The sequence below is a fragment of the Amycolatopsis deserti genome, from assembly GCF_014653945.1.
GTDB lineage: Bacteria > Actinomycetota > Actinomycetes > Mycobacteriales > Pseudonocardiaceae > Amycolatopsis_E > Amycolatopsis_E deserti.
On sequence record NZ_BNAU01000008.1, the window covers coordinates 62,670 to 82,338 of the forward strand.

Sequence of the window (19,669 nt, forward strand, 5' to 3'; positions counted from 1 at the left end):
AGCTATGACGTTGCAGCAGCTGCTGTACTTCCTGGCGGTGGCCGAGACGCGGCACTTCACGCGCGCCGCCGAGCGCACGTATGTGGCGCAGCCCTCACTGAGCAAGCAGGTCCGCGCACTGGAGGACGAGCTGGGCGCGCCGCTGTTCAGCCGCGCACGGGGCAACGTCACGCTCACCCCGGCCGGCGAGGCGCTGCTGCCGATCGCGCGGCGCATCGTCGCCGACGTGGACACCGCGCGGCTGGAGGTCGCCGAGCTGGTCGGGCTGCGCCGCGGCCGGGTCCGGGTGGGCGCCACGCCGAGCCTGTGCGTCACCGTGTTCGCCGACGTGCTGCACCGCTTCCACCGCGAGTACCCGGGCATCGAGCTGGTGGTGGAGGAGAGCGGGTCGAAGGACCTGGTGCGGGCGCTGACGCACGGCGAGCTGGACCTGGCGGTGCTGATCGCGGCCGGGGCGGAGGCGGCCCTGACGACGGTGCCGCTGCTGCGGGAGCGGCTGGTGGTGGCCGCGCCGGCCAGGGTGGACCTGGGCGCGGCGGTCCGGCTCGAGGAGCTGCGCGACCGGCCGCTGGTGATGTTCCGGGAGGGCTACGACCTGCGGGACGTCACCCTGCAGGCCTGCCGCGCCGCCGGGTTCACGCCGGTGTTCGCGGCGCAGGGCGGGGAGATGGACGCCGTGCTCCGGTTCGTCGAGGTGGGGCTGGGGGTGGCGGTCGTGCCGACCCTGGTGCTGACCGGGCGGCCCGCCCTGCGGGGGACGCCCCTGACCGCGCCGGAGATGACGCGGACGATCGCGCTGGCCCAGCGGAGCGACGTGGCGCCCACCAACGCGGCCCGCGCGTTCCGCGACACGCTGCGCGCCCACCTCGACGACCTGCACCGGGACGGCGGCCTGCCGGCGGGGGTGGAGCTGGTGGGGCGGTGAGTGGCCTGGCCGGGATGACGGGGGTGCCGGGCGGGTGCAAGCCGGGTGGTGCGGGTGCCATTGCCGTGGATTGCCGTGGGCTGGGCAGGTGTCAGTCAGCGGTGGAGGCGGTGCATGTGGCGGTGGCGGGGGGGTGCAATGGTGCCTGACGGGCTCGTGGGCGCCCCGCCGGCGGGGGAGGGGTGAGTGAGCCGATGGTGCAGGCGCCCGCCCAAGTCGAGGCGCCCTGCCGGCGGCGGTGGAGCTGGTCAGGGCGGGGTGACTGGGTCCGCCGGAAGGGCGGGTCCGGCGCGCGGTGGACCTGACGGGCCGCCACGGCGAGCGGCATACCGGCTGCTGCCGGGGCGCACGGGCCCGCTCGGGCCTCTCGTTGCGGCCACTCACACGATCGAATCCTCGCCGCGCCGCCGCCCACATCGGTCTTGATCGGTTCACCAATCCCGTGCACTGAGTAACGCCACGCCTGGCCGGATGCGATCTCACGGGATGTCACCACCCACGCACCCCGGTGCGTCATGTCAGTGAGACCGCGTTCACACGGTTGCGGCACCGGCCGGCACGTTCTCACCACGTGATCAGTGACCCGGGACGCGCGGGGCGGCCGGGGGACTACGGTTCTCCGTAGACTGACTGGACGCGCCCTGGCGGGCAGGGCGCGGATCTATGCGGGTGAGGTGGAAAGTGACGCTGCTGGAGTCCGTGCACGGACCGGCCGACCTGAAGCGCATGGGACACGGCCAGCTCGAGCACCTGGCGGGCGAGATCCGCGACTTCCTGGTCGACAAGGTCCGCCGCTCCGGCGGCCACCTCGGCCCGAACCTCGGCGTGGTCGAGCTGACCCTGGCGCTGCACCGGGTCTTCGACTCGCCCAAGGACGCGATCGTCTGGGACGTCGGTCACCAGTGCTACGTGCACAAGATCGTGACCGGCCGGCACCCCGACTTCGACCTGCTGCGCCAGCAGGGCGGGCCGTCGGGCTACCCGTCCCGGGAGGAGAGCGAGCACGACCTGGTGGAGAACAGCCACGCCTCCACCGCGCTGTCCTATGTGGACGGCCTGTCGAAGGCGTTCGAGCTGGCCGGTGGCGGTCGGCACGCCGTCGCGGTCGTCGGGGACGGCGCGCTGACCGGCGGCATGTGCTGGGAGGCGCTGAACAACATCGCCGCCGAGCCGGGCCGTCCGGTGGTGATCGTGGTCAACGACAACGGCCGGTCCTACTCGCCGACGATCGGCGGCTTCGCCGAGCACCTGGCTTCGCTGCGGCTGCAGCCCGGCTACGAGCGCATGCTCGACGGCGGCCGCGAGCTGCTGCTCAACACCCCGGTGGTGGGCAAGCCGATCTACGCGGCGCTGCACGCGGCCAAGGCCGGAATCAAGGACGCCCTGAGCCCGCAGGAGATGTTCTCCGACCTCAAGCTCAAGTACCTCGGCCCGGTCGACGGCCACGACATCGCCGCGCTGGAGAAGGCGTTCCAGGCGGCCAAGGCGTTCGGCGGCCCGGTCGTCGTGCACGCGGTCACCGAGAAGGGCCACGGTTACCCGCCCGCGGTGAACCACGAGGCCGACCAGATGCACCAGACCGACCCGATCGACCCGGAGACCGGCCTGCCCAAGCCGAAGGGCCTGAGCTGGACGTCGGTGTTCGGTGACGAGCTGGCGCGCATCGGCGAGGAGCGCGAGGACGTCGTGGCGATCACCGCGGCGATGCTGCGCTCCACCGGGCTGCACGAGTTCGCCGAGCGGCACCCGGACCGCTGGTTCGACGTCGGCATCGCCGAGCAGCACGCGCTGACCTCGGCCGCCGGCCTCGCGATGGGCGGGCTGCACCCGGTCGTCGCGGTGTACTCGACGTTCCTCAACCGGGCCTTCGACCAGTTGCTGATGGACGTGGCGCTGCACCGCCAGCCGGTCACGCTGATCCTGGACCGGGCCGGCATCACCGGCCCGGACGGCCCGAGCCACCACGGCATGTGGGACCTGTCGCTGCTGGGCATGGTGCCCGGCATGCGCGTCGCCGCGCCACGGGACGCCCAGACCCTGCGCGAGGAGCTGCGGGAGGCGGTGGCCGTGTCCGACGGGCCGACCGCGCTGCGGTTCTCCAAGGGCAGCGTCACCGAGTCGGTGCCCGCGGTCGAGCGGATCGGCGTGGTCGACGTGCTGCGCCGCCCGCGTGAGGGCGCCGGCGCGGACGTGCTGCTGGTCGCCGTGGGCGCGTTCGCGCCGCTCGGGCTGGCCGCCGCCGAGCGGCTGGCCGACCAGGGCATCGGCGTGACGGTCGTCGACCCGCGGTGGGTGCTGCCGGTGCCGCACGAGCTGGTCGGCCTGGCGCGGGAGCACCGGCTGGTCGTGACGGTCGAGGACAGCGGTCGCCACGGCGGCTTCGGCAGCGCGCTGTCGGCCGTCCTGCGGGACGCCGAGTGCGACGTGCCGCTGCGCGACCTGGCCGTGCCGCAGAAGTTCCTGCCGCACGGCTCGCGCGAGGAGGTGCTGGCGAGCGTCGGCCTGACCGCGCAGGACGTGGCGCGGCGCGTGACGGAGTGGGCGTCGAACCTGATCGGCGAAGCCCAGCCGGCGACGGCGGACGCCCCGACCGAGTAGACACCCGCGGCGGCCGCGCTCACACAACGAGCGCGGCCACCCGCGGTCGGCAGGAGGTCGCCGCGGCAGTCCTTCGTGGACGGACGACGGCCGGGCGCTAAGCCGCGGGGCGCAGGTTCTCCTCGCACCACTGGCGGAACGTCGTCGGCGTCGTCGACTCCGGGGTCCGCGGCTCGGCGTTGTCCAGGCCCGCGTTCTTGGCCGCCATCATGTCGACCATGCCCCGCGCCATCGTCTCGGACCAGCCCTGCTGCCGCAGGCCGGCGGTCAGCGCCTCGGCCGTGACCGGCTCGAACCGCACCGGGCGGCCCAGCACGTCCGACATGATCTCGGCCATCTCCAGGTGGGACAGGTCCTCCGGGCCGAGCACCGGGACCTCGCCCCGCCCGGTCCACGACTCGTCGAGCAGCAGCCGGGCGGCGGCGTCGGCGATGTCCTTGGTCGCGCACAGCGGCCGCTTGTGATCGGGGATCGCCATGGCGGACCACACGCCGTCGCGCATGATCGACGACGCCTGCCAGAGCAGGTTGTCCATGAAGGTCGGCATCGTCAGCGCGCGGTAGCGCACGCCGGTGCGCGCGATCAGGTCGTCCATCGCCAGCGACGCCGACACGAGCCCGGCGTTGACCGCGACTCCCCGGCCCAGGGCCGACACGCCGACCACCCGCAGGTCCTGGGTGCGGAACAGCTCGCACGCCGGGCGGGTGAAGTCCAGGAACGCGCGGTCCAGGCTGTCCGCGGCGGGGTTCGGCGGGACCAGCCAGAAGACGGCGTCGGCGCCGGCGAACGCCTTGCCGACCACCTCGGGGTCGCCGTGGGAGCCGACGACGACCTCGGCCTTCTCGCGGACCCCGGGGGTGAGCCGGGACGGGTCGCGCACGATGACGCGGACCGGCGCCCCGGCGGTGAGCAGGGATTCGGTGAGGTGCCGGCCGATCCGGCCGGTCGGTGCGGTGATGACGATCATGCGACCACCCTCCGCCCGGACGGCGCCGATCGTCCAATACCTCTTTTCCGGAATTGATACCCTGCAGGTATGGATCTGGACCTGCGCAAGCTGCGGTACTTCACCGCCGTCGCCGAGCACGGGCACTTCGGCCGCGCGGCGGAGCGGCTGCACATCGCGCAGCCGGTGCTGAGCAGGCAGATCCGGGCGCTGGAACGGGAACTGGGCTGCGAGCTGCTGGAGCGCACGACGCGGTCGGTGCGGCTGACGGCGGCCGGCGAGCAGCTGTACGCGGACGCGCCCGGCGTGCTGGCCACCGCCGTGGCCGCGACGCGCCGGGCCTACGGCGCCGCGCGGGGTGCGCGCCGCCTGGTGCTCGGGTTCGCGCCCGGGCTGACCGTGTCCCCGGCGGTCCGGGCGTTCGCCCAGGCGCACCCGGGCGTCGAGGTCGAGTTGCTGCACCTCAACTGGTTCGAACAGGCCGAGGCGATGCGCGACGGCCGCGCCGACGTGGGGTACCTGCGGCAGCCGTTCGACCCCACCGGCTTGCGGACGCTGCGGGTGGGCAGCGAGCCGAAAGTGGTGTGCCTGCCCGCCGCGCACCCGCTGGCGAAGCGGCGGCAGGTGCGGTACGCCGACCTCGAGGGCGAACACGTCATCGACGCGCAGGCCAGGCGGATCAGCACGATCGAGGAGAAGCTGGAGCTGGTCGCGGCCGGCCTGGGCATCGCGATGATCCCCCGCAGCGTGGCGCGCTACTACTCCCGGCCCGACGTGGTGCACCGCCGCATCGGGGACGCCGAGGAGTTCGAGATCGGCCTCGCCGTCGCAGACGGGCACCGGCGACCGCACCTGGAGGACTTCGTGACGATCGCGGCGCGGGTGCTGTCCGGCAGGTGACCTGCGCGGGAACACCAGCGGAGATGACCACAGTGGACAGCGGCGACCCGGTGCGGCCGACGCCGGTGGCCGGGTGCCACGAGGTGGGCGATCAGCCCTGCGGTGGCGCGGCTGCCGGGGCCGGCCTTGGCCGGGACGCCCGCGCCCTCGCGCGGGCCGGGCGAGAACGCGCTGCCCGCGCGCGGCCGCTGCTGCCGGCCCGCCCAGTCGCCGGTGCCCGCCGCCGCGGCTGCGGGGGCGCCGGCCTCACCTGGCCCGGGTGTAGACCAGCTCGAAGTCCAGTTGCCAGTCCGCGTCCGGCATGCGCTTCTCCCACGCGCCGTCGATGCGGTCGCCGTCCGCGCTGAACGTTCCGGTGAACCGCTGCGCGAAGTCCAGCGGCGTGAAGTCCGCGGTCTCGCGCAGCAGCGTCCACCGCGAGCCGTCGAAGGTCATCGCGTACAGGCGGCTCACCCCGCGCGAATCGAAGTAGTGCTGGGTGTACCCGCCGTTCCCGTCCGGCCCCACCACGGCCAGGCTGTCCGGCACCTCGGGCAGCGGCACCTCGGTGCGCTGCGCCAGGTACGTCCCGTCGAGGATCCACTCGAAGACCGACCGCGCCGGCGGCGCGCCGGGGAACCCGACCGCCACGGTCCACTCGCCGGTGAAGACGTCCAGTCCGCTCATCCGGGCCACCCCCAGCCATCGGGAACGGCCAGGATACCGCCTTTGAGGTAACTCTCAGGAAACTGTGGCACGGTGGTCCGCGTGCGAATTCTGGTAGTCGAGGACGAGGCGCCGCTGGCGGACGCGATCGCGCGCGGGCTGCGCCGGGAAGGCATGGCGGTCGACGTCGCCCTCACCGGTGACGAGGGGCACGAGAAGGCGAGCATCACCCGCTACGACGTGGTGCTGCTGGACCGCGACCTGCCCGGCATGTCCGGCGACGAGCTGTGCCGTCAGATCGTCTCCTCCGACGAGCTGACCCGCGTCCTCATGCTGACCGCCAGCGGTACAGTCTCCGACCGCGTCGAGGGCCTGTCCCTGGGCGCCGACGACTACCTGGCCAAGCCGTTCGCCTTCCCCGAGCTGGTCGCCCGCGTGCGTGCCCTCGGCCGCCGCGCCACCCCGGCCGCGCCGCCGCTGCTCACCGTCGGCGACGTGCAGCTGGACCCGGCCAAGCGCACCGTCCGCCGCGCGAGCGGCCCGGTCGACCTGACCCGCAAGGAGTTCGGCGTCCTCGAGGTCCTGATGTCCGCCAAGGGCGCGGTCGTCAGCAGCGAGGAGCTGCTCGAGCGCGTGTGGGACGAGAACGCCGACCCGTTCACCACGACCGTCCGGGTCACGGTGATGACCCTGCGCAAGAAGCTGGGCGAACCTGGGATCATCGAGACCGTGGTGGGATCCGGGTACCGGGCACGCGACACCGGCCCCGCGAAGGGGTGAGCGCGCGCTCGACACGCACGCCGGTTCGCAGCCTGCGGGCGCGCATCACGCTGCTCGCGACCGGGCTGGCGGCCGGCGTCAGCCTCGTGCTGCTCTGGCTGGCCTGGACGCTGGTCGGTGACGCCGTGTCCGCGGTGCCGCAGATGCCGCCGGGCACGGTCGTGCGCGTCGACGGCGTGGACGTGGACGCCGCCGCACTGGCCGCGCACCTGCGCGACCACGCGCGCGACAAGATGCTGCTCGCCGGCACCATCGCGTTCTGCTGCGTGGTCCTGGCCACCGCGGTCCTGGCCTGGACGTTCACCTCCCGCGTGCTGCGCCCGCTGCGCGACATCACCGGCACCGCGCGGCGGCTGTCGGTCGAATCGCTGGGGGAGCGCATCGGTGACGTCGACGCGCGCGGCGAGCTGGCCGAGCTGGCCCAGACGTTCGACGCGATGCTCGACCGGCTGCAGTCGGCGTTCGAGGCGCAGCGGCACTTCGTCGCCAACGCCAGCCACGAGCTGCGCACCCCGCTGTCGGTGATCCGCACCGAGCTGGACGTCACGCTCGCCGACGACCAGGCCGACACCGCCGAGCTGCGGCGCATGGCCGGCGTGGTGCGGGATGCGACTGAGCGGGCCAACCAGCTCGTCGGGTCGTTGCTGCTGCTCGCCCGCACCGACGGCGCCGGGCTGGTGGTGACCGAGCCGGTCGACCTCGCGGCGCTGGTCGCCAGCGCGTGGCGGGCGGTGTCCGGGGAGGCCGACCAGCGCGGCCTGAAGACCACCTTCCATTGCGAGCCGGCGTGGACCACGGGCGATCCTGCGCTGCTGGAGCGCATCGCGGGCAACCTGCTGGAGAACGCGGTGCGGCACAACGTCGACGCCGGCTGGATCGAGGTCACCACGCAGGCCGGGGAGCAGTGGGCGACGCTGCGGGTGCGCTCCTCGGGCGGGCTGGTCGACCCGCAGGCGGTCGACGAGCTGTTCGAGCCGTTCCGCCGCGCCGGAGTGGCGCGCACGGCCCGGCACGGTGCCGGTCTGGGGTTGTCGATCGTGCGGGCGGCGGTGGAGGCGCACGACGGGCTGGTGAGCGCGGAACCGGTGGTCGGCGGCGGCCTCGCGGTCACCGTCCGGCTGCCCGCGACCCGCTGAGTTACGGTGCTGGGCATGGTCCCTTCGATCCGGTTGAACAACGACGTCGAGCTGCCCGCCCTCGGGTTCGGGGTCTACAAGCTGCCCGATGACGAGGTCGAGGCGGTGATGCACGTCGCGATGGAGGCCGGCTACCGCAGCTTCGACACGGCCACGTTGTACGGCAACGAGCGGGGTGTCGGCGCGGCGGTGCGCTCGTCCGGCCTGCCGCGCGACGAGCTGTTCGTCACCACCAAGCTGTGGAACACCGAGCACGGTTACGACTCGGCGCTCAAGGCGTTCGACGGCAGCCTGGAGCTGCTCGGACTGGACTACGTCGACCTGTACCTGATCCACTGGCCGGTGCCGCGGCAGAACAAGTACGTGGAGACGTGGCGCGCGCTGGAGAAGATCCTGGCCGACGGCAAGGCCCGCGCGATCGGCGTGTCGAACTTCCAGATCCCGCACCTGGAACGGCTGATGGCCGAGACCGAGGTGGTGCCCGCGGTCAACCAGATCGAGCTGCACCCCGGCCTGCAGCAGGCCGCGCTGCGCGGGTTCCACGAGAAGCACGGCATCGTGACCGAGGCGTGGAGCCCGCTCGCGCGCGGCAGGCAGCTGGACAGCGAGGTGATCACGACGATCGCCCGCAAGCACGGCAAGACCCCGGCGCAGGTGGTGCTGCGCTGGCACATCGAGATGGGGCACATGATCATCCCGAAGTCGGCCACCCCGAGCCGCATCCGGGAGAACATCGAGATCTTCGACTTCGAGCTGGACTCCCACGACATCGCCGGCCTGGCGACCCTGGAATCCGGCGACCGGCACGGCCCCCACCCCGACGCGTGAGGTAATTCGCACCGCGAACTGTTAGTCTGGTGTAATGCCCGCACAGGATGACGGCCGGATGGGGATCGTGACCGCTCTGGTGCGGTCCACGTTCCTGGTGAACGCGGTGTATTCGGAATCGGCCCGCGAGTACGGCATCACGATGCCGCAGGGGCAGCTGTTGTGCGTGCTGATGGCGCGGCCGTACGGCATGACCGAGCTGGGCGCAGTGCTGCGGCTGGCGAAGTCGAGCCTGACCGGGCTGGTCGACCGCACCGAACGCAACGGCCTGGTGCGTCGCGAACCGGATCCTCGCGACACCAGGGCGGTCCGGGTCGCGCTCACGCCGGAGGGGCAGCGGCTGGCGGGGGAGTTCTACACCGAGACGTGCCGCCGGATCGAACAGCTGCCCGCGGGGCTCGACGCCGGGGAACGGGACCGGCTCGCGAGCCTGCTCGGCCGGGTCGTGACGGACAACGAGGTGCCTCCGGTCTTCCTCGACCGTTGATCCTCTTGCGGTTCGTACTACGAACCATTATGGTTCGTAGTACGAACTTCAAGGAGGGCTTCATGACCGCATCTGAGGTGGTTTTCGGGTTCGGTGCGCACACCGGCGTCGACGAGGTGCCGGACCTGCTGCGCATGGTCCGGCGCGCGGACGCCGACGGGCTCGACCTGGTTTCGCTGTCCGACCACCCCTACTTCGGGAGCCGGCTGGACGCCTACGCGACCGTCGGGTTCCTGCTCGGCCACACCGAGCGCATCGCGGGGTTCGCCAACGTCACCAACCTGCCGCTGCGGCCCCCGGCCATGCTGGCCCGGACGGTGACGACCCTGTCGGCGCTGTCCGGCGGCCGGGTCGTGCTCGGGATGGGCGCGGGCGGGCTCCCGGACCGGATCGCCGACATGGGCGGGCGGCGGTTCGCCCCGGCCGAGGCCGTGGAGGCGTTCGAAGAGGCGATCCTGCTGGTCAAGAGCCTGGCCGGGGGTGGCGAGCCGGTGACGCACGAGGGGCGGCATTACCGGGTGCGCGAGATCGAGCCCGCGCCGGTGCCCGCGCCGCCGGTGTGGACCGGATCGGTCGGGCGGAAGTCGCTCGCCGCCACCGGTCGCGTGGCCGACGGCTGGCTCCCCGGCCACGCGGCGGACTGGCTGAGCGAGCGGTACCGCACGTCGCGACCGGTGATCGACGAGGCGGCGGCCGCGGTGGGCCGTGACCCGCGCGAGGTCCGCACGATCCTGAACTTCCCCGGCCGGATCACCGACGCGCCGCTGGCGAAGACGCGCGACGAGGAAGGCCGCTGGATCGGCGGGTCCGTGGACCAGTGGGTCGAGGAGCTGACCACGGGCGTCCTCGAGCACGGGATGAGCGGCTTCATCCTGTTCCCGCCGGGCCACGCCGCCCACGACGACGTCTCCCTCGGACGCTGGGCGCGGGAGATCGTGCCGGCCGTGCGCGAGCGGATCGCGAAGGAGGACTAGGTGGACTTGGCCGGGACTTCGGTGGCGGTGGGTGGGGGTTGAGGTTCCTCGCTGGCCACCGCCAACTTCGCCGAGCATGGCATCACTCGGATCGAGCGGTCGATGACCGGCAACCTTGGCCTACGGGCAGGTCTACACCAGCAACACCGAACGAGCCGCCGCACTTCGCACGCCGCCAGGGCGAACTCAGCGGCCACCCGCCCACCACCCACCTGGCGGCCAAGTCCAGCTAGGGCCGGATCGCCGCCGCGAGGTGCTTGGCGAGCACGTCGGGTGCCTGGGCGTGGGCGAGGTGGCCCTGCCCGGGCAGGACGACCCGCCGCGCCTGGGGCAGCGCCCGCTCGAACACCTCGAACGCCGTGCCGTAGGGCTGCACGCCCTCGTTCACCTCGCCCAGCAGCAGCGTGACCGGCACGGCGAGGTCGTGGTAGAGGTCGAAGGCCGGCTCGTGGGCGTTGAGCGCGGCGAGTTCGGCCGCCAGCGGGTGGGCCAGCGGGCGCAGCACCGGCCACACCGGGCTGTCCCGCAGCGCCGCCACGTACTCGGCGGAGAAACCCGACACGTCCCGGTTCACGATCTCCACCGCGCGGTCCAGGTCACCCTCGGCCGCGCGCAGCGGCTCGAGCGCCTGGACGCCGAACGGGCTCGACACGGGTTCGTAGGCGACGACGGACCGCAGGTCATGCCGCTGCACCGCGGTTTCCAGCGCGATCAGCGCGCCGTAGCTCCAGCCGAACAGCTCCACGTCCCCGCCGAGGGCGTCGAGCACGTGGTGCAGGTCGTCGATCTCGGTGCGCACCGAGTAGCCCTCGCCGAGCGGCCCGCTGGGCGCCCGGCCCCGCCGGTTCAGCACGACGACCGGGTTCGGCAGCGCGAGGGCCTCGACGACCGGACGCCAGGAGGCGGCGTCGGCCATCACCCCGGGCACGACGACCACCGGCGGCCCGTCGCCGTCGCGCCGCTCGGCGATCAACGTCGTGCCGTCGCGGTCGAACCGCAGAACTGTCATGGATTTTCCTTTCACAGAACGATGTCCAGCAGGGGAACCAGGGTGGCGGTGCACACCGTCATGGCGAACGTGTTGCCCGCGCAGGGATGCACGCCGAGCGGCATGCGCCGGGACGCGAACGCGGCCAGCGGGGGAGCGGCCAGCGCGCCGAGCACCGCGCCGCTCAGCACGGCCGGCCACGTCGGGCCGTAGGTGAGCACCACCGCGGGCGCGACCGACACGACCGGCACGAACGTCGGGTACCAGCCGTGCCGCGCCCACTGCCGCCGGTACACCAGCACGCCGACCGTGGCGGCGAGGACCTGCGCGGTGAGCAGGGCCGGCAGCAGGCCGCTGCCGTAGACCGGGGTAAGCGGGTTGAGCAGGTAGGTCAGCACCGTTCCGGCGAGCAATCCGAGCGAGGCGATTTCGTTGCCGTGGAAGGGAGCTTCGCTGAAGTCGGCGAGCACGCGGCGCACCACCCACACCGGTCCCTGTCGTGGCGTGGTGCCGGCCGAGGCTGGCGGCGGAACCGGCTCCGGGAGCCACGGCAGCCGGCGGCAGAGCGGGAACGCGACCAGCGCGCTGACCCACATCGCGGTCACCGAACCCACCACCGCGGGGAGCCCGAGCGGCACGCACACGAAGTTGACCAGCAGCAACGCCACGGGCGTGGTCAGTGCCGCGCCGAGGACGGCGCCGGTGACCGCGACCCGCCACCCGGCTCCGTAGGTCAGGACCACCATCGGCGGGACCGACACGAACGCCACGAACGTCGGCTGCCAGCTCCCGCTCGCCGGAAGCGTCCACCCCCACGCGATGTTCGACAGCAGCAGCCCGAGCAGGGCCGCGGCGGTGACCCACGGCCACAACCCGGTGTTACCGCTGACCGGGAACCCGGCCCAGCGGCGCCGCCGCTTCCACGCGACGTGCGCGATCCAGCCGCCGGCCAGCAGGCCGAGCCCGCCGAGCGCGGATTTGTAGAACTGCGCCTCGGTGGTGTCGCCCAGGACCCACCGCAGGAACTGCGGGATGCGGCGGTAGGCCTGCTCCTGCCACTCGTCGTAGCCGGGCAGGACGTGCGGCAGCGAGCCGGTGACGCGGGCCAGCAGCAGGGCGAGGCCCGCGGTGACCCCGAACAGCGCGGCGCCGGTCAGCCAGCGGCCGAGCGCGCCGGCGGGCTTCGTCGCCCGGCGGGTGGTGGTGAGCATCGGGGTCACCGGGGGTAGGCCTGGCCGCCGCGGTACCCGAGCAGGGGATCGTAGAGGTCCGTGCGCCGGTCCCGGGGCAGGTCGTTGAGCTCGTTCCAGATCGCCGCCGACCGGGTCGCCATGAGATCCAGCTCCGCGTAGACGATCGTGTCGCCCTCGGGGGCGGCGACCTCGCTCGCGGGCCAGCCGTTGGTGCCGGTGATCAGCGAGCACCCGAGGAACTTCGCACCGCGTTCCTCGCCGACGCGGTTCGCCGCGACGATCGGCACGCCGTTGACGTGCGAGGCGGTCATGGTCAGGTAGGCGGCCATGCACCGGCCGGCGTCGTCGAACAGCGGCGGCGGCGTCCACACCCAGTTGTTCACGCTGCAGATCACGTCGGCGCCCTGCACCGCGAGCAGGCGCGCCACCTCCGGGAACCAGATGTCCCAGCAGATCAGCAGGCCGATCCGGCCGATCCGCGTGTCGAACACCGGGAAGCCGAGGTCGCCGGGCGTGAAGACGAGCTTTTCCTTGTGCCACAGGTGGGTCTTGCGGTAGTGCCCGATCAGCCCGTCCGGTCCGATGAGGACGGCCGTGTCGAACAGGCGCACACCGTCCACTTCGGTCAGGCCGCCGACCAGGTGGATGCCACGGGAGCGGGCCAGGTCCGTCCACGCCTGGACGGTCGGTCCGGTCAGTTCCTCGGCGTGTGCGTAAGCCTCTTCCCGGGTGGCGAAGGAGTACCCGGTGTTGACCAGCTCGGGCAGCACGACCAGGTTCGCACCGCGGTCGGCAGCCGCACCGGCCAGTTCCACGGACCGGTTCAGGTTCTTGTCCTTGTTCTCCAGCCCGACCTGCGGGTCGCACTGCACGGCGGCGGCGGTGATGACACTCGTCGACATCGTTGTCCTTTCAGAGGTGTTCGGCGATCGTCAGGAGTTGGTGCTCGGAGCCGGGCGGGCCGACGAGCTGCAGTCCCACGGGCAGCTCGCCGACGAGACCGGCGGGGACGGACACCGCGGGCAGTCCGAGGACGCTCCACGGGCTGGTCAGCGACAGCAGTGCGGCACGCACGTCGCCGAGTTCGCCAGCGCGGGCGTCCAGGAGCGGGGCGGGGAACGGAACCGTCGGCAGCGCCAGGATCCCGTGCTCCCGCAGCAGGTTCAGGACCTCGCCGCGGGCCCGGTCGCGCAGCTCGCGGGCGCGGACGTACTCCCAGCCGCGGATTTCACCGCCGGCTCGCAGCCGCTCGCGGACTTCCTCGCCGAAGAGCCCGGGTGCAGCGGTGAACCGGTCCGCGTGCACCGCGTACGCCTCGCTGCCCTGGATGGTCGAGTACGCGGCGCGTAGCGCTTCCGCCTGGGGCACAGCGACTTCGGGCAGGTCGCCGAGCCGCGCGCGGACCAGGGCCGTCACCTCGGGCAGGGTCGGGTGGATCGAGTCCGGTGGCAGCCACGCCAACCGCGATGTCGCCGGCGTGGTTTCGGTTCCGCTCAGGACCGTCCACAGCAGACGGGCGTCCGCGACGGTGCGGGCGAGCGGCCCGATCGTGTCCAGCGACGGCGCCAGCGGCAGGACCCCCTGCGTGCTCAGCGCGCCGTGGGTGGGTTTGAGGCCCACCACGCCGCAGCACGCCGCCGGGATCCGCACCGAACCGCCGGTGTCGGTGCCCAGCGCGAGCGGGACGACGCCGGCCGCGACCGCGGCGGCCGAACCGCTGCTGGAACCGCCGGTCATGCGGCCCGGGTCGTACGGGTTGCGCGCCGGGCCGTTCGCCGCGCGGTCGCCGGTGGGCCCGAAGGCGATTTCGTGCGTGGCGGTCTTGCCCAGGATGATCGCGCCCGCCGCCCGGAGCCGCCGCACGCAGTCGGCGTCGTCGGTGGCGACGCGTCCCTCGAAGTGGTGCGACCCCGCCGTGGTCGGCAGGCCGCGCACGTCGATCAGGTCCTTGACCGCGACCGGAACGCCGTGCAGGGGCCCGCGGTCCACGCCGGCCGCCAGTTCGCGGGCGGCCTGCTCGGCGGCGTCCCGGGCGCCCGCTTCGTCCACCGTGACGAACGCGTTGACCACCGGCTCCCACCGGTGGAGTTCGGCGAGCGCGGTTTCCACCAGGTCGCGCGGGCCGAGCCGGCCGGCACGCAGGTCCGCGGCCAGGTCCGCGACGGAGCGGTGCGCGAACCAGCCGGCGCCGGGCGGCGGGACCAGCCGGGTCCCCAGGGATGACGACACGGGGCTCCTCTCGGTGCTCAAACGATTGGGTTCGTGTTGCGACGCGACACAAACGTTTGGGAAAATCGTTTGGGTAGTATCAAGGAGCCCGAGAGCCGCCGTCAAGGGCGGCGGGGCGAAAGGCTGGGAAGTGGGCCGAGAGGAGCGCAAGCGGCCGGCCACCCTGCGGACGATCGCGCGGAGCGCCGGGGTGGACGTGTCGACCGTGTCCCGCGTGCTCAACGGATCGCCGGAGGACGCGGCGCGCGCCGCGTCACGGGAGACGGCCGACGCGATCCGCGAGTGGGCGGCCCGGCTGGACTACCGGCCCAACCCGCACGCGAAGAGCCTGCGCACGCAGCGCAGCAACCTCGTCGGGGTCCTGGTGCCGCGGCTGTCCGACGTCGTCCTCGCCACGATCTACGAGGGCATCGAGGACGCCGCCGCGGGGCACGGCCTGGCGACGTTCGTGATGAACAGCCACGACCGGCCGGCCGAGCAGCGCTCGCGGACCGAGCTGGCGCTGTCCCGCCGCGTGGACGGTCTCATCCTGGGCGACGCCCACCACGACGGGCAGTTCACCGCCGAGCTGGCCGAGCGGCGCGTGCCGTTCGTGCTGGTCAGCCGCCACGCGGGCGGCCACCCGTCGGTCACCTGCGACGACTACCGCGGCGGACGGCTGGTGGCCGAGCACTTCCTCGACCTGGGCTACCGGCGGGCCGCGGTGATCGCCGGTGAACCCTTCGCGAGCACCGGCATCGACCGCACGGCCGGGTTCACCGACCGCTACCGCGAGGAGGGGCTGGAGGTCCCGGCGGTGCACTCCGGGTTCGACACCGCGGGCGGGCACCGGGCCGCCGAGCGGCTGCTGTCGGAGGCCGGGCCCACGGCGATCTTCGCGGTGAACGACTTCGCGGCGATCGGCGCGCTCGGCGCGGTGCGGGACGCGGGCCTGCGCCCCGGGACCGACGTCGCCGTGGCCGGGTTCAACGACACCCCGCTCGCGGCCGAGCTGCCGGTCCCGCTGACCAGCGTGCGTTCCCCGATGCACGAGATGGGCCGCCGCGCGCTGGAACTGCTGATGAAGGTCCTGAGTGGACAGCAGGCGGAGTCCGAACGCCTGGAGCCGGAGCTGATCGTCCGGGCGTCCACGATGCGCTGACGGCCCCTCACCGCCGGGGTGAGGGGCCGTCGGATCAGGCGACTACGCCGGGACGGAGGCAACGCCGGGGGCCAGGAACGGCTTGCCGGTCACCTTGGCCGACACGCCGGTCCGGTCCAGGTACGGCGTGATGCCGCCGAGCCAGAACGGCCAGCCCGCGCCGAGGATCAGGCACAGGTCGATGTCCTGCGCCTGCGCGACCACGCCCTCGTCGAGCATGATCCGGATCTCCTCGGCGATCGCGGACAGCGCCCGCTCCCGCAGCTCCTCCGCGGTCGAGGGCCGGTCACCCTGCTGCCACAGCGCCGCGACCTCCGGGTCGACCGTCGGGTTGCCCTTGTCGTCCCACTGCCACACCGCGGTTTTGCCCGACGCGACGAACTTCTTCAGGTTCTCGCTCACCGGGAAGCGCTCCGGGAACGCGGCGTGCAGCGTCTCGCCGACGTGCAGCGCGATCGCCGGGCCGACCAGCTGCATCAGCGTCAGCGGCGACATCGGCAGGCCCAGCGGCTCCAGCGCGCGGTCGGCCACGTCGAACGGCGTGCCCTCGTCGACCGCGGTCAGCACCTCGCCGAGGAAGCGCAGCAGCAGCCGGTTCACCACGAACGCCGGCGCGTCCTTCACCAGCACGCTGGACTTCTTCAGCTGCTTGCCCACCGCGAACGCCGTCGCCAGCGCCGCGTCGTCGGTCTTCTCGCCGCGCACGATCTCCAGCAGCGGCAGCACGGCGACCGGGTTGAAGAAGTGGAACCCGACGACCCGCTCCGGGTGCCGCAGCTTCGAGGCCATCTCCGACACCGACAGCGACGAGGTGTTGGTCGCCAGGATCGCCTCGGGCTTGACGTAGTTCTCCAGGTCGCCGAAGACCTGCTGCTTGACGCCCATCTCCTCGAACACGGCCTCGATCACGAAGTCCGCGTCGGCGAAGGCGGCCTTGTCCAGCGAGCCGCTCACCAGCGCCTTGAGCCGGTTGGCCTCGTCCGGCGAGATCCGCTTCTTGCCGAGCAGCTTGTCGATCTCTCCGTGCACATAGGACACGCCCTTGTCGATGCGCGCCTGGTCCACGTCGGTCAGCACGACCGGCACCTTCAGGCGCCGCACGAACAGCAGCGCCAGCTGGCTCGCCATCAGGCCCGCGCCGACCACGCCGACCTTGGTCACCTTGCGCGCCAGCGACTTCTCCGGCGCGCCGGCCGGCCGCTTGGCCCGCTTGTTGACCAGGTTGAACGAGTACAGCCCGGCGCGCAGCGTGTCGTCCATCAGCAGCTGCGCCAGCGCCTGCGTCTCGGCCGCGTAGCCTGCGTCGAGGTCGTTCGCGCGGGCGAGTTCGAGCAGCTCGACGGCCTTGGTCGCGCCCGGCGACGCGCCCTTGGTCTTGCCGTCCACGACGGCCTTCGCGCGGGCGATCGCGGCGTCCCAGCCGGCGCCGCGGTCGATCTCCTTGCGCTGCGGGGTGATCTCGCCGTTGACTACTTTGGACAGCCACAGCAGCGACTGCTCCAGGAAGTCCGCGCTGCCCAGCAGCTCGTCCACGATGCCCAGCTCGGCGGCCTGCTTCGGCTTGAGCATCTTGTTCTGGTTCAGCGCGTTCTCGATGATCACGGTGACCGCGGCGTCCGGCCCGATCAGGTTCGGCAGCAGCTGCGTGCCGCCCCAGCCCGGGAACAGGCCGAGGAACACCTCGGGGAAGGAGATCGCGGCCGCCGACTCCGACAGCGTGCGGTAGTGGCAGGACAGGGCCAGTTCCAGCCCGCCGCCCATGACCGCGCCGTTGACGAACGCGAAGGTCGGGATGGCCGAGTCGGTCAGGCGGCGGAACACCGCGTGACCGGTCTCGGCGATCTCGTGCGCCAGGTTCGGGTCGCTGATCGCCTCGACGCCGGACAGGTCGGCGCCGACGGCGAAGATGAACGGCTTGCCGGTGACCGCGATGGCGGCCGGGTCCGCGGCGAACGCCTCGTCCAGCGCGGCGTTCAGGCTCACCAGGCCCTGCGGGCCGAAGGTGGACGGGCGGGTGTGGTCGTGCCCGTTGTCCAGGGTGATCAGTGCGACCTGCTTGTCCAGGCCGGGGACCCGGATCAGGCGCGTGGTCGCCCGGGTGACGACCTCGTCCGGGAAGGCGGCCTTGGCCTGCTCAACCGTGAACGTCACTTGTCACTCCCGTCGTAGGCAGGGTTCTCCCAGATCACGGTGCCGCCCATGCCGAGGCCGATGCACATCGTGGTGATGCCGTAGCGGACCTCGGGGTGCTCGGCGAACTGGCGGGACAGCTGGGTCATCAGCCGCACGCCGGAGGAGGCCAGCGGGTGGCCGCAGGCGATCGCGCCGCCCCACGGGTTGACGCGCGGGTCGGTCTGGTCGATGCCGAAGTGGTCGAGGAAGGCCAGCACCTGCACGGCGAAGGCCTCGTTGATCTCGAAGAGCCCGATGTCCGAGATGGACAGTCCGGTGCGCTTGAGCAGCTTCTCGGTGGCCGGGACCGGCCCGACGCCCATGACCTCGGGGTCGACACCGGCGAAGGAGTAGCCGATCATCCGCATCGCGACGGGCAGGCCCAGCTCGCGGGCGGTTTCCTCGTCGGCGAGGATGGCGCCGGTCGCGCCGTCGTTGAGGCCCGCGGCGTTGCCCGCGGTGACCCGGCCGTGCGGGCGGAACGGGGTCTTGAGGTTCGCCAGCGTCTCGACGGTGGTGCCCGGGCGGGGCGGCTCGTCCTCGGTGGCCAGCCCCCAGCCCAGCTCGGAGCGGATCGCGACCGGGACCAGCTCGGGGCCGATCTTGCCGGCCTTGACGGCGTCGGCGTAGCGCTCCTGGCTCTGCGCGGCGTACTCGTCGGCGCGGCGCTTGGTGATGGCCGGGAAGCGGTCGTGCAGGTTCTCCGCCGTCTGGCCCATGACCAGCGCGGACGGGTCGACGAGCTTGTCCGCGACGATGCGCGGGTTGGGGTCGACGCCCTCGCCCATCGGGTGGCGGCCCATGTGCTCGACACCGCCCGCGATGGCGATGTCGTAGGCGCCGAAGCCGATCCCGCCCGCGACGGTGGTGACGGCGGTCATGGCGCCGGCGCACATGCGGTCGATCGCGTAGCCCGGGACCGAGCGCGGCAGGCCGGCCAGGAGGGCGGCCGTGCGGCCGATCGTGAGGCCCTGGTCGCCGGTCTGGGTCGTGGCGGCGATGGCGACGTCGTCCACCCGCTCCGGCGGCAGCTCCGGATGCCGGCGCAGCAGTTCGCGGATGACCTTGACGACGAGGTCGTCGGCCCTGGTGTTGGCGTAGATGCCCTTGTCACCCGCCTTGCCGAACGGGGTGCGGACCCCCTCGACGAAGGCCACGGTGCGCACCGCCCGCGCGGTCGGCGCAAGGGGGGTTGCGGCCACGATGTGCTCCCTCTGTCAGTACTGGGACCGCCGGTTACCCGGCGGTAATGACGCCACTCTAACCCTGGTTACCCGCGGGTAACCAGGGTGGTGGGAGAGACCACCTTTTCGAGCGGCGCGCCAGCGCCGCGCAGTGAACCAAAGCGGAGCTGGGTGGTCATCCCGTCGCCTGACACCGGAACGATCACCTTGAGCCAGGGCCGCAACCCAGGCCGCCAACCGCAGGCCGACCATGCCAACCTTGCGGCCCTGGCTCAAGGTGATATGCACAAACCGGAAGGCGACGGGATGACCACCCAGCTCCCACCCACCCGAGGCGAGACGAGGGGCTTTTCTGTCATCCCGGAGCCTGCCCGTCCGGCGAGGACATCTTTTGATCTTTAAAGCTGCGCCTTGGGCAGGCGGGGAGTCCGCCCTGCGGGCGGGTTCAAAAGAGCGCCTCACGGCGCCGAACGGTCACCTTGCGACCACCCCCGCCCCCGATGCCTGATTGTGTTTCAGTCGCCGAGCAGCCGTGTCAAGGCG

At 72.6% G+C, this 19,669-nt stretch carries 17 protein-coding genes; 9 read left to right on the forward strand and 8 right to left on the reverse strand.

The window, feature by feature from the left end; all coding sequences use genetic code 11:
* Positions 1–4: 4 nt before the first annotated feature.
* Both IE290_RS29520 and dxs read left to right on the forward strand, forming a co-directional pair.
* The gene (locus tag IE290_RS29520; protein WP_191247974.1) at positions 5–925 is read left to right on the forward strand and encodes a LysR family transcriptional regulator; all 921 of its coding nucleotides are present in this window, start codon (positions 5–7) and stop codon (positions 923–925) included.
* Between the two features lie 681 nt (positions 926–1,606).
* Positions 1,607–3,523: a 1-deoxy-D-xylulose-5-phosphate synthase gene (gene dxs, locus IE290_RS29525; RefSeq protein ID WP_191247975.1), complete on the forward strand. Its 1,917-nt coding sequence runs from the start codon at positions 1,607–1,609 to the stop codon at positions 3,521–3,523.
* A 97-nt stretch (positions 3,524–3,620) separates the two neighbouring features.
* Here the strand turns inward: dxs and IE290_RS29530 are convergent, their stop codons facing one another.
* The gene (locus IE290_RS29530) at positions 3,621–4,490 is read right to left on the reverse strand and encodes an NmrA family NAD(P)-binding protein (RefSeq protein ID WP_191247976.1); all 870 of its coding nucleotides are present in this window, start codon (positions 4,488–4,490) and stop codon (positions 3,621–3,623) included.
* Positions 4,491–4,559: 69 nt separating this feature from the next.
* Here IE290_RS29530 and IE290_RS29535 point away from each other — a divergent pair, with 69 nt between their 5' ends.
* Positions 4,560–5,369 (forward strand): LysR family transcriptional regulator, encoded by an 810-nt coding sequence (locus IE290_RS29535; RefSeq protein WP_191247977.1) that lies wholly within the window; start codon positions 4,560–4,562, stop codon positions 5,367–5,369.
* A gap of 246 nt (positions 5,370–5,615) precedes the next feature.
* Here the strand turns inward: IE290_RS29535 and IE290_RS29540 are convergent, their stop codons facing one another.
* Positions 5,616–6,035, reverse strand: a complete 420-nt coding sequence (locus IE290_RS29540; protein ID WP_191247978.1) for a hypothetical protein — start codon at positions 6,033–6,035, stop codon at positions 5,616–5,618.
* A gap of 81 nt (positions 6,036–6,116) precedes the next feature.
* Between IE290_RS29540 and IE290_RS29545 the strand changes: the two genes are divergently transcribed.
* The 5 genes from IE290_RS29545 to IE290_RS29565 all read left to right on the forward strand — a co-directional run bounded on the left by IE290_RS29545 (position 6,117) and on the right by IE290_RS29565 (position 10,219).
* Positions 6,117–6,794: a response regulator transcription factor gene (locus IE290_RS29545; protein ID WP_191247979.1), complete on the forward strand. Its 678-nt coding sequence runs from the start codon at positions 6,117–6,119 to the stop codon at positions 6,792–6,794.
* Positions 6,791–7,930, forward strand: a complete 1,140-nt coding sequence (locus tag IE290_RS29550) for a sensor histidine kinase (protein WP_191247980.1) — start codon at positions 6,791–6,793, stop codon at positions 7,928–7,930. Before IE290_RS29545 ends, IE290_RS29550 begins: the two co-directional genes overlap by 4 nt.
* A 15-nt stretch (positions 7,931–7,945) precedes the next feature.
* On the forward strand, positions 7,946–8,758 hold the full coding sequence (locus tag IE290_RS29555; RefSeq protein ID WP_191247981.1) for an aldo/keto reductase: 813 nt from the start codon (positions 7,946–7,948) through the stop codon (positions 8,756–8,758).
* 58 nt (positions 8,759–8,816) lie between these two features.
* Positions 8,817–9,245 carry a MarR family winged helix-turn-helix transcriptional regulator gene (locus IE290_RS29560; protein ID WP_191248233.1) on the forward strand — a complete coding sequence of 143 codons (429 nt, stop codon included), beginning with the start codon at positions 8,817–8,819 and terminating at the stop codon, positions 9,243–9,245.
* Between the two features lie 62 nt (positions 9,246–9,307).
* Positions 9,308–10,219: an LLM class flavin-dependent oxidoreductase gene (locus IE290_RS29565; RefSeq protein WP_191247982.1), complete on the forward strand. Its 912-nt coding sequence runs from the start codon at positions 9,308–9,310 to the stop codon at positions 10,217–10,219.
* Positions 10,220–10,448: 229 nt separating this feature from the next.
* Here the strand turns inward: IE290_RS29565 and IE290_RS29570 are convergent, their stop codons facing one another.
* From IE290_RS29570 to IE290_RS29585, 4 genes are read right to left on the reverse strand one after another with little or no spacing between them, the layout of a single operon-like run.
* Positions 10,449–11,228, reverse strand: coding sequence for an alpha/beta fold hydrolase (locus IE290_RS29570; RefSeq protein WP_191247983.1), 780 nt, complete (start codon positions 11,226–11,228; stop codon positions 10,449–10,451).
* An 11-nt stretch (positions 11,229–11,239) separates the two neighbouring features.
* Complete coding sequence (locus IE290_RS29575) at positions 11,240–12,418, reverse strand: hypothetical protein (protein WP_229874786.1); 1,179 nt, start codon at positions 12,416–12,418, stop codon at positions 11,240–11,242.
* A gap of 5 nt (positions 12,419–12,423) precedes the next feature.
* Positions 12,424–13,302, reverse strand: coding sequence for a nitrilase family protein (locus IE290_RS29580; protein WP_191247985.1), 879 nt, complete (start codon positions 13,300–13,302; stop codon positions 12,424–12,426).
* Positions 13,303–13,312: 10 nt separating this feature from the next.
* Positions 13,313–14,629, reverse strand: a complete 1,317-nt coding sequence (locus IE290_RS29585) for an amidase (protein WP_191247986.1) — start codon at positions 14,627–14,629, stop codon at positions 13,313–13,315.
* A 130-nt stretch (positions 14,630–14,759) separates the two neighbouring features.
* On the opposite strand from IE290_RS29585, the gene IE290_RS29590 reads away from it, so the two are divergent.
* On the forward strand, positions 14,760–15,770 hold the full coding sequence (locus IE290_RS29590) for a LacI family DNA-binding transcriptional regulator (RefSeq protein ID WP_191247987.1): 1,011 nt from the start codon (positions 14,760–14,762) through the stop codon (positions 15,768–15,770).
* A 42-nt stretch (positions 15,771–15,812) separates the two neighbouring features.
* Here IE290_RS29590 and IE290_RS29595 read toward each other — a convergent pair whose 3' ends face one another.
* Both IE290_RS29595 and IE290_RS29600 read right to left on the reverse strand, forming a co-directional pair.
* A complete protein-coding gene (locus IE290_RS29595) occupies positions 15,813–17,921 on the reverse strand; it encodes a 3-hydroxyacyl-CoA dehydrogenase NAD-binding domain-containing protein (RefSeq protein ID WP_191247988.1) in 2,109 nt (702 codons plus the stop codon).
* Positions 17,918–19,108, reverse strand: a complete 1,191-nt coding sequence (locus tag IE290_RS29600; protein WP_191248234.1) for a thiolase family protein — start codon at positions 19,106–19,108, stop codon at positions 17,918–17,920. The genes IE290_RS29595 and IE290_RS29600 overlap by 4 nt, the downstream gene beginning before the upstream one ends.
* Positions 19,109–19,669: the final 561 nt, after the last annotated feature.